Below are 10702 nucleotides of genomic sequence, written 5' to 3' on the forward strand. Positions count from 1 at the left end.
ATGTAAGGAAGGGGGCGCAAGTTTAGTGAGAGTGCTAGTGTGATATGGGGTGGCGGACGATGACAGTTTGTGTTGGTGGATCAGTGGCGGAATTTGTTGGTGGGCGGAAAAGGTGCTGATGCTAATGCTGGTGTGTGCTGAAGGGCGATGCAGGTCTAGTGCTTGTATGTGTGGAAGGGCGATGCAGGTCTAGTGCTGATCTAGTACTCAAGTGTAGCTCGGAATCATCTAGAATCAATAATTAGGGAAATCCTCCCTAATTTTATCGTGTTTTACTCATTATTAGCGATAATTGGGGAATTCCTCCCTAAAATTCTGCGGAAATTGCCCTTTTTGCCTATAATCGGCTAATTATTAGGGAGAAATTCCGCAAAAAGTCGAATGTGTGCTTATAAAGTACGATTATTAGGGAGAAATTCCGCAATAAGTTCAATGTGTACCTATAAAGTTCGGATTTGAGGGAGAAATTCCCTAAATATGATTTCAAAGTGGGCGGGACTTTGTGAAGCAAATTCTAGTTATTGTTGGTGTTGCAAAGTGAAGCAAGATGAACTCTAGATATTGTAGGGTGTTGCAAAGGGAAGCAAGTTGAACTTTAGATGTTGTAAGGTAAAGTAAGGTGAATTCCGTGTAGCAAGGTTAATTTGGGTGATGTGATTAAGGTGAATTTAGTGAGTTAATGATAAATTTTGCGATGTAAGTTGAAATCAGTTGAAGTTAGTTGTGAAATCAGTTGAAGTTAGTTGTGAAGTTACTTGAAGTTACTTGAAGCTAGTTGAAGTCAGATAAAGTTAGTTAAAGTTAAAAGTTAGTTAAAGTTAGACGATGTCACTTGAGTTTAGATCGCAAGCCTACCTCGCCCTCGTCACACCCACCCAAATAACCGGGCAAGCTGAGCGACAGCAAAGGTTACTCCGATGGCGATACCCAGCGGAATGACTGCTGAGAGAACGGCCCACTTCATGCTTTTTGTTTCCTTGTAAATGTTCACGAGTGTCGTACCACAAGGATAGTGTAGCAGGGAGAACAGCATCATGTTGAGTGCGGTCAACCAGGTCCAGCCATGTGAGAGAAAGACATCTTTGATACTGCCTAAGCTGTCGATATCAACCATAGCGCCTGAGGACATATAGCCCATAAGCAGGATAGGCAATACGATTTCATTCGCAGGAAGTCCAAGAATAAAGGCCATGATGATAAAGCCATCCATGCCGAGCAAATGTGCGAACGGATCAAAGAATGCAGCCATATGATTCAGTACAGAATCGCCGCCAATAAACAGATTGCCTAGAATCCAAGTGATAATCCCGGCAGGGGCAGCAACGACGATAGCCCGAGTAAGTACGTTAAGGGACTTATCTTTGGAGGAAATAAGTATGGTCTTCCAGATTTGTGGACGGCGGTAGGGAGGAAGCTCCAATGTGTAATGTGTGGGAACCCCACGCAGCGCAGTTTTGGACATGACCCAGGAAACAGTCAAGGTAACAATGATGCCGATTAGAACCATTCCCATTAGGACGGAGGCAGTGGTGAATGTACGAAGCGCGCCTGTCGTAGCGGCTCCTGCCATAAATAAGGAAGACAATAAAATCAGCGTGGGCCAGCGGCCGTTGCAAGGGACAAAATTGTTGGTCAGTATAGCCAGCATTCGTTCACGCGGCGATTCGATGATTCGTGTGGAGAGGATAGCGGCCGCGTTACAGCCGAAGCCCATGGACATGGTTAAAGCTTGCTTGCCATGACCACCTGATTTTTTGAACAGTCGGTCCATGTTAAAAGCTACGCGTGGCAGATACCCGAAATTCTCAAGCAACGCGAATACGGGGAAAAAGATCATCATTGGTGGCAGCATGACACTGATTACCCATGAGGTGCCTCGATACAAGCCAAGCACAAGCACGCCGTGCAGCCAAGCTGGGGCATGGAGAGCTTCAAATCCCGCTGTCAGATACCCTTCGATGAAGCCAAAGAAGGAAGCGAGCCAGCTAGAAGGGTAGTTAGCCCCGGCAATCGTAATCCAGAATACGACACCGAGAATGGCGAGCATGATGGGAAAACCCCAAATTTTGGAGGTCACGATATTATCCAGCTTATAAGTGTTGTTCAGTTTCTTCTTATCCCGATAAGTAACTGCATCCCCGCAGATGCCTGCAGATACCCCGTATATACCACTGACAATCTCATCCCGAATGGCTCCGCCGTCAGCGAGCTTTTTTGCGGTAGACAATAGGGAATCTAGAGCGTCAGGTCCCTTAGTGATAGGCAGTGACTCCATGGCCGATGACCTCCTTTGCTTCGGGTAAATCCTTGCTTTTCATATGCTCTTTGAGTGAAGTAAGCAGGCTGTCATCACCGTCCAATAAGCGCAGTGCAATCCAGCGAGCGGGATATTTGGTGCCGATGGTTTGCTCTACCAATGGTGTAAGCTCGGCAATTCCCCGTTCGATCTCTTCGTTGTAACTAATGCGCAACGGCTGCGCTGTGAATGCGCCTGTAGCCACTCGCTCCACTTGATCCAATAAGGCATCGATCCCGATTTTATTGCGTGCCGATATCGCAACGACGGGTACGCCGAGACGTTTGGAGATACTCTTCAGGTTGATGTCGATGCCCAGCTTACGTGCTTCATCAATGAGGTTGATGCAGACAACCGCCCGTCCGGTAATCTCCAGCACTTGCAAGGCAAGATTGAGATTACGTTCCAGCGAAGTAGCGTCAAGCACTACAAGTGTCACGTCTGGCTGTTCAAAAATAATATAATCTCTAGCCGCTTCTTCATCCGCGGAATTTGAGTATAGGGAGTACGTTCCTGGTAAATCTACCGCGAGGTATGAATGGTTATTGTGTTTGAATTCGCCTTCGGCAGTAATGACGGTTTTACCTGCCCAGTTTCCAGTATGCTGTCGCATGCCGGTTAGCAGGTTGAATAGTGTGCTTTTTCCAGTGTTAGGATTGCCTGCAAAAGCGACGGTGAACTGACTCATGCTTCTACACCTCCAATTAATTCTCCGAATATTAAAGAACTTTCTTCTCTACGCAGTGCAATGGTCGTATTGCTTACCCGAAAAGCTATAGGATCTCCTAATGGACTACGCCGCAACACCTCTACGATATTCCCGACTACGAACCCGAGGTCCAGTAATCTTCTTCTAAGCACACCTTGGACTTCAATGTCGCTGATGCGCAGCGTGCTACCCTTTGCAGCTTCTGATAAAGGAATAGTTGTTCCAGTCATGAGATCCCTTCTTTCATTTATATTTTTACCGCCTATGGTTTTTATTTTGTGTATTAGAACATTTCTTGTAGTCTGGCACAACATTAGTATATGGTAACAACTTTGTCCCTGCAACAAGAATGTTTCCCTTAGGCAAAATAAAATTAAGCAAAAAAAGCCCCTGACGAAAGAGGGCTTGTACGCTCTTTTCCGCAGGGTTGAGCTTAATTCCAAATTAGCAGTAAAATTACGACCGGCTGCCAAAATCAAGTGTAAGTCCGGTCTCGACCAAGGTTTTAATATTACTCAGAACCTGCCACCAGGCGTTGATACTGCCAGCATATGAAGGATCATCAGGATGCCATTCATCGTGGATAAGCGAAAGCTTAGTAGTTCCACCCACCGGTTCAAGCAGCCAAGATATACGCGATTCATATCTTTCTGTACCCTTATGATAGGAGGGGCCGACCTTATGCGTGAAACGAAACGCTTTTTGTGGAGTGAACTCCAGCAGAGTCCCATATACATGTATCGTTTCATCGCCATCTGCACCGGGACCAACGTATTCCAGCAATTCGCCTTCTTTAAAGGTGGATTGGATTACACTCCCGTAGTAAATCTGTTTAGTACCTTCGGGAGAGATCAAAGTCTCCCATACCTGCTCAGGTGTTCCGCCAATATAAAATTCATAGTGAAGTTCTTTCATTCCTTATTCCTCCTTGGTTTGTACAATCATTTATTCCCTTAGACTTATTTACACTATACAAAAGGATCACTGACAACTACGGTCAGTGATCCTAAAATAATCATTTTAAGTTTTATAATAAGCTGCCAGATCGGTAGCTATAGCGGACAGCTTTTGTTTCAGAGCTAAAGGCTCTAGGATTCGTAGTGTTGATCCATAAGGCAACAAGAAGTAAGGCGCATAAGTCAGTAAGGAGGTCTCATCGACTTGAAAGCGGGCTTGTCCGTCAATGCGCTGGACCAGCGTATGTCCAAACAGCCAATGACTGCATAGATCGTTAAGGATTCCTTCATCGGCGGCGATGACTACTGCTATGAGTTTCTCTGGAGTATTTGGTGTGGGCAGCAAGCTTTTTAACAAAAAATCACGTGCAGAGAAGTCAGCTGGACGGGCAAACAGAGCTTCTGTAGGGTGCAGCTCAGTCATTCTATCGACTCGGAAAGACCGAATTTCTTGCCTCTGATGGCAATAAGCAACGGTGTACCATTGCCCTTTCCACAGGACAAGTCCATAAGGATCAATAGCGCGGGAAGAAATCGTCTCCCCGTTTCCCTTGCGATATTCCATCTGGAGGGTATGTCCGTTCGCCGTCGCTAATTCAAGCTCTTGCAGCAGGTGGGAAAGCGGCACAGCAGGGGAGTGGATGGTTTCTATCCCGCTCTCATGGCGCTCCATCTGTTCTAATTGCTGCGCATTGCTGTATCGTTTCAGTTTGGCGATTGCTTGATCTAGAGCTTCTACATAAGGATATCCAGTTCCCCGCGCAAAGGAGGCGGCTTGCAGGAGGGAACGCTGTTCGTCGGAGTCAAAGAATAACGGGGCCTCGGAAAAATGCTCCGGAAGGCTATAGCCACCACCAGGTCCACTATCCGCGATAATGGGTACGCCACTGATGCATAACGCGTCGATGTAACGATAGACAGAGCGGACACTGATCTCTAGCGCTTCTGCTAGTTCCCCGGCGGTTCTTCCCCGTTGCTTGAGCATCCAGAGAATGGATAACATGTGATCAGCCTTGGACATAAATCAGGAACCTCCTTGCTTCATTAATTAGTAATAGTTCACTAACTATAGCAAATTGCCTATTGATCAGCTAGAGAACCTTTTGGTGCTGCCATAAGTTCCAAGCCGCGAAGTACATCCAGGGTTATGATTCTTTTCGACATATCGTTACACCATTATTTTCTTGAGACTATGAATGTACCGTGATCTCGCAATAAGGAAATAGATAGTTTGCACAACCAGAAATACAGCAGATGTAGTAAGCACGGGCACAGTTACATTTGTGATATTAATCTGTTTCAGTATCGGGCGTATCACGACAAGGGTCTGAATGGTGGCAATAATAATCGGAATATAGAAAAGTACTGAAATCTGTTTGGTAGCAGAAGCTGACATTTCTTTAGTACTTAAACCGATTTTGGACAAAGCATTATACATTTGCTTATCTGTATTGAGCTCAGTATGAAGCTTAAAAAAGAGAAAGCTGGCCGATGAAAGCGAGAAGATCAGAGCGATAAAAATCCCTATAAAGCTAAGCATGGCGGCTCCCTGCTTGGTCGAGAGATAGCTGTCTGCTCGCGATCCCAGTATAGAGCTGTATTGATGATTAGCCTTGTTAGCAGCTTTATTCCATTGGATGAGGTCTCTGGTGACAACAGCTTCAGCTGAGCTGTCATTAGGTGTAGGACCGTCCCATGCAGGGATTTTGTATAGATATTTCACATAAGGTCTCGTGTACTTCTCTGTTGAATTAGAAATCTTATGATATAAGTTGTCATCTACGATTAGAAGTGAGGTGGCCATTGGATCTACTGGATGTACCTTTGGTGTTCGTATTTCTTTTAACATCAGTTCCTCATCTTTCTGAACCTTCAAATGAATCGCTCGATTAGCAGCATAATTCTGTGAATCCATATGTGGGTTCAGCAGTAATACAGCTTCTTTTTCAGACAAGGGTCCAACCTCGGATACATCCATCTGTAAGCCCAGTTGATTGAACTGTGAGCGGGAGATCAGGTCAATTCCAAGTATTTTTTCCTTATCGATTCCTTGAATGGAAGCAGAGATCAGATCTACTTTATTCTCTGTATACTCGACTTTAGCATTCTTTAATTTAGTGTGAATGGGCTCTAAATCTGGTGCTTCATCCTTCGGATCATAAATCGTATAACTCACAGCGAATGGGGATTTTTTATAGAGGTCTGAGTTCGCTTGATTAATCGATAAAAGAATTCCCGAAGCCATGCAGGCAAGCGAGGTAACCACAGTTACAAGGAACAGCATTCTTGCATTGTCTTTAATCTTATAACTCATCTCGGAAATCCACAGCAGATTGGTTCCGCGCCACAGCCGCTTGCGTCTTAGTTTTAGTAAGCGAATGCCCAATACAGATAACTGAGAGTAGAAAAAGTAGGTTCCAGCGATACCTGTGACAGCGGCGACTAACAGTGAGGTCGGGGACAATTGCTTCCGAATCGCGAGAGCGCCGACGGTCAACAGTAGAAGCCCAAAGAATGAGAACAATAAGGAGACACGGGGTTCTTTTTTAGGTTTAACATTTCCCTTAAGCAGTTCAAGAACTTGATGCTTACGAATGAACAATAATGTGAAGATCGAAATGACCAGAAATAATGAAATGAAAGAGATAGAGGTAATCATTAACGCCTTCATTGGCCAATAAAAGGGCAGTGGCTCCATACCCATAATTGTCGTGCTTAGCAGCAAAAATAACTTGGACAAAAGCATGCCGAAAGACACACCTGTTACTATAGAGAGCAGTCCGATCAGCATATTTTCTATAAGAATCAGCTTGTTGATCTGGCCAGGGCGTGCTCCTAAAATCATCAGTATGCCGAACTCCAGATTACGCATTTTCAGAAACGCACTAATCGAATATAGTACGAAAAAGAACGCAAAGATAAACACAATGTAAGAAGCAATTTGCATGCCGGAGGCTGAATTCGCACCCAGCGTGATGTTGGTAATACTAGGGTGGTAAATAAAGACTGAATAAGAGAAGAAGATCATGACCATAAAAGCACTGCTTAAGAAAAAAGCAAAATAAGCGCGCGAATTACGACGTACATTATTAAACGCGAATTGAGGAAAGTTCATGACTATTCCCTCCCCAGAACGAAAGTGTGTCGATAATCTTTTGAAAGAAGGCCTGACGGTTATCTCCCCGGTGAATTTCCGCTGCTAGTTTGCCGTCTTTTATAAAAACAATTCGGTTGCAGTAGCTCGCTGCCAGTGGATCATGTGTTACGAGCATTAGCGTGGTGCCTTCTTTGTGATTAATATCCTCCAGCGATTCCATCACCATCCGCGAAGAATTGGAGTCAAGCGCACCCGTAGGCTCATCGGCCAAAATAATCGAAGGAGAGGTGATGATCGCCCGGGCAATTGCGGTCCGCTGACGTTGTCCCCCTGAAATTTCATAGGTGCGTTTACTCAGAATATCGGTAATGTTTAAGCGTTCAGCGACTCTTTGAAGCAAAATCTCCATCTGTGAGAGCTTACGGTTATCTAAAGTCAGGGGCAGCACAATATTTTCGGCGACGGTTAACGTCTCAAGCAGGTTGAAGTCCTGAAACACAAAGCCCAGCTGTTTTCGGCGAAAGTGGGCAAGCTCTTTTTTATTCAAAAGATAAGGGTTGCTCCCATTGATATTCACTTCGCCAGAGGACGGCTGGTCGATTGTGGATACCATATTGAGCAGTGTTGTTTTACCGCTACCAGACGGTCCCATAATTCCGACAAATTCACCTTTTTCAATATTAAGATGAATATCGGTGAGGGCTTGGGTCACTATTTTGCCGGGGTATACCTTATGAAGTCCTTTGACTTCCAATACGTTCATATCATTCATTCCTTCCAATACAAAAATGATTTCATCCGCCTTATCCGGGGGACGGGTTATGTATATAATTTATAAGATCGAGAGATTAGCTGCTATGGATTTACCTTAAGGTTTCCTTACAGAGACGTTAAGGTTATGTTCGCCTTTCTCCTTGTGGAGGATGGGTTGAGAGATAAGTAGCCTATAAAGAAGAAGGAGGCTTCAAAGCCATGAATAATGACGACGAAGTCCCCTCAATAGTATTTCTGTAGATGATCACTGTTGCTAAAAATAAGCCGCACGCGGGTTCCTTCCCCGAGCCGGGACTGAATATCCACCTTGTGTTCGAGCCTGTTGCAAATCTCCCGGACGAGATACAGCCCCATCCCTGTCGATTCATGATAATGTCGTCCGCGGTCACCCGTAAAGTAGGGATTAAAGACCCGCTTCAGATCCTCAGGAGAAATGCCGATCCCTTGATCGGTAATATCCAGAATCGTGTCGGTGCCCACACGCTGAGCTGAGAGGGTAACGGTCTTGCCAGAACCGGAGGTATAGTTTACGGCATTGGTTAAGATTTGGGCCAGCATAAACATTAACCATTTGGCATCGCTATATACTGCTAGATTGGCATCCACCTGTACATCTACTTTTATGCCCCGGCGTATGAATAGTCTGCGATTTTCGGCTACCGCCTCACTAACGGTTTTGCGCAGAAGTAACGGTTCAACTTGAAAATCATTTTCAAATCGGTCAAGTCTTGAAGTGTAGATGACCATCTCCAGCCCTCCGCGCAGACGTTCCAGTTCCTCCTGAATACTTGCGGCAGCCTCCTCTTCAAGATCCTTTAGCGTAAGCTGAATTACAGAGAGCGGGGTCTTCATTTGATGAACCCAGCGATTCATGAATACGATATGCTGATCCATCTGGCGCGCATGCGCATTCACTTGCTCCTGATACTGGCGGTCAATCAGCTGCAATAATTCATGGATAGCTTCTGAAAGAGGAGTGTCTCCTAAGGAAACAAGATGTTTTTGGAGCATGTCCATAGGTTCGCTTAATGCTGCATACAATCTCCGGTGCTGAACGTATCGGTAGCCTAGATATAGCAGTAGAACTACGGTACTCAAGGCGATTCCATAAAGCATGATAGAGATCGGTCGGTTCTCACCAGACAGCCAATACAGCAAAGGGATAAGCAGCATCTGAAGCAGATAGAATAGGATCAGTGAGATCTGGTCTCTCCAAAAAAGCCTCATGGCGTATCCTTAGAAACATTAAGCCGATAGCCAGCGCCTCTTACGGTTTCCACAATGTCGCCAAGACCGAGATCCTTGAGCTTTTTGCGGACACGGGTTATGTAGACATTTAATGTATTGTCATCTATGAAATGCTGATCCTTCCACATGAGATCGAGCAGAAGCTCCCGGTTAACCACTCGTCCTTCCTTAAGCAGTAAAGCTTCCAGTAGAACCGCTTCCTTCTGGGTTAGCTCACTCGTGTGCCCGTCGTATTGGATCATATATCGTTCAGGATAGAGGATTAAACCTCCAGACTGGAGTTTATGCTCTTCTTGAGTCTGTGAGTATGAACCGTATGCTCTACGTATGTGGCTGCGGATTTTGGCAAGTACAACCTCATAGTGAAAAGGTTTAGTGATATAATCGTCCCCACCATTCTCAAGCGCCATCACCTGATCCATTCCACTATCCCGTGCAGAAATGAACAGAATCGGGCAGAGTGAGAGGGAACGGATCTGGCGGCACCAGTAGAACCCATCATATTTAGGCAGATTGACGTCCAGTAAGATAAGGTCAGCCGAGCTTTCATTAAAAGTCTCCAGCACCCTGTTGAAATCCTCTACAATAATTGTACGGAACCCATATTTCGATAGGTACGTGCTCAGCAAGCTTGCCAGCTTGGCATCGTCCTCTATGATTAGAATCGTCTCCATATTTTCACTCCTTTGTTCAGTTATACAGTAACATGGACAAGGAAAATTATGCAAAAAGAGTACTAATGATCAACTTAAGAATCCACCTAGATTTATCAAGGTGAATTTAGCTGATCTAAGTCTAGCTGACCTAGCCTAGCTGACCTAGCCTAGCTGACCTAGCCTAGCTGGCCTAGCTCTAGCTGACCTAGCTCTAGCTGATCTAGCTCTAGCTGATCCAAGTCTAGCTGACTTAGCTGTAGCTGACCTAGCTCTAGCTGACCTAGCTTTAGCTGATCCAACTTTAACCGATCTACCGCTAATCGATCCAAAACTAACTGATCTAAAATCTAACTCAGCTAGATCTATGCAATCCAGATTTAGCTCAAGCGGCTTATCCAGACTTAATTGCACTTTGTACACTTATTTCTGCGTAGATAGTCCATAGAAGCCGTTTAATTGCACTTCGTGCAACTAAAAAGGGTGAATCTAGTGGAATTAAAGGAAAACCCGAAATTTAACTGCACGAAATACAACTAAACTAACTTTTGAATGAGCATACTGAGGAATAGTTGTACTAAATGCAGTTAACGGATGTGTGGAGCTCATAAAAATCGCTTGAAAATACTTGATCAGTGACTATTTCCTCCGGAAGAAGATCGCCCACTCAACAAACTTACTCTAATTGCACTTTGTACGCTTATTTTTGCGTAGATAGTCCATAGAAGCCATTTAATTGCACTTCGTGCAACTAAAAAGGGTGAATCTAGTGGAATTAAAGGAAAACCGGAAATTTAACTGCACGAAATACAACTAAACTAACTTTTGAATGAGCATTCTGAGGAATAGTGTACTAAATGCAGTTAACGGATGTGTGGAGCTCATAATTATCGCTTGAAAAAGCTTGATCAGTGACTATTTCCTCCGGAAGAAGATCGCCCACTCCAAAACTTACTCTAATTGCACTTT

At 44.7% G+C, this 10702-nt stretch carries 10 protein-coding genes; all 10 read right to left on the reverse strand.

Translation table 11 applies throughout. The features are described 5' to 3' along the window. Positions 1 to 865 precede the first annotated feature (865 nt). Positions 866 to 2275 (reverse strand): nucleoside recognition domain-containing protein, encoded by a 1410-nt coding sequence (locus MHH60_RS32840; RefSeq protein WP_076138717.1) that lies wholly within the window; start codon positions 2273 to 2275, stop codon positions 866 to 868. After that, on the reverse strand, positions 2253 to 2984 hold the full coding sequence (locus MHH60_RS32845; RefSeq protein ID WP_038568974.1) for a FeoB small GTPase domain-containing protein: 732 nt from the start codon (positions 2982 to 2984) through the stop codon (positions 2253 to 2255). The genes MHH60_RS32840 and MHH60_RS32845 overlap by 23 nt, the downstream gene beginning before the upstream one ends. Continuing rightward, positions 2981 to 3235, reverse strand: a complete 255-nt coding sequence (locus MHH60_RS32850; protein WP_036679839.1) for a FeoA family protein — start codon at positions 3233 to 3235, stop codon at positions 2981 to 2983. Before MHH60_RS32850 ends, MHH60_RS32845 begins: the two co-directional genes overlap by 4 nt. A gap of 226 nt (positions 3236 to 3461) precedes the next feature. Continuing rightward, positions 3462 to 3920 (reverse strand): SRPBCC domain-containing protein, encoded by a 459-nt coding sequence (locus tag MHH60_RS32855; protein WP_076138718.1) that lies wholly within the window; start codon positions 3918 to 3920, stop codon positions 3462 to 3464. A 105-nt stretch (positions 3921 to 4025) separates the two neighbouring features. Further along, positions 4026 to 4982 (reverse strand): helix-turn-helix transcriptional regulator, encoded by a 957-nt coding sequence (locus MHH60_RS32860; RefSeq protein ID WP_076138719.1) that lies wholly within the window; start codon positions 4980 to 4982, stop codon positions 4026 to 4028. 147 nt (positions 4983 to 5129) lie between these two features. Continuing rightward, positions 5130 to 7076, reverse strand: a complete 1947-nt coding sequence (locus tag MHH60_RS32865; RefSeq protein ID WP_076138720.1) for an FtsX-like permease family protein — start codon at positions 7074 to 7076, stop codon at positions 5130 to 5132. Beyond that, positions 7051 to 7821, reverse strand: a complete 771-nt coding sequence (locus MHH60_RS32870) for an ABC transporter ATP-binding protein (protein WP_036679832.1) — start codon at positions 7819 to 7821, stop codon at positions 7051 to 7053. Before MHH60_RS32870 ends, MHH60_RS32865 begins: the two co-directional genes overlap by 26 nt. A 233-nt stretch (positions 7822 to 8054) precedes the next feature. Next, positions 8055 to 9059, reverse strand: a complete 1005-nt coding sequence (locus MHH60_RS32875; RefSeq protein WP_076138721.1) for a sensor histidine kinase — start codon at positions 9057 to 9059, stop codon at positions 8055 to 8057. After that, complete coding sequence (locus MHH60_RS32880) at positions 9056 to 9754, reverse strand: response regulator transcription factor (protein WP_076138722.1); 699 nt, start codon at positions 9752 to 9754, stop codon at positions 9056 to 9058. The genes MHH60_RS32875 and MHH60_RS32880 overlap by 4 nt, the downstream gene beginning before the upstream one ends. Before the next feature lie 158 nt (positions 9755 to 9912). Next, complete coding sequence (locus MHH60_RS32885; protein ID WP_179088967.1) at positions 9913 to 10065, reverse strand: hypothetical protein; 153 nt, start codon at positions 10063 to 10065, stop codon at positions 9913 to 9915. Positions 10066 to 10702: the final 637 nt, after the last annotated feature.

Source organism: Paenibacillus sp. FSL H7-0716, from assembly GCF_038002705.1.
Taxonomy (GTDB): domain Bacteria; phylum Bacillota; class Bacilli; order Paenibacillales; family Paenibacillaceae; genus Paenibacillus_AQ; species Paenibacillus_AQ odorifer.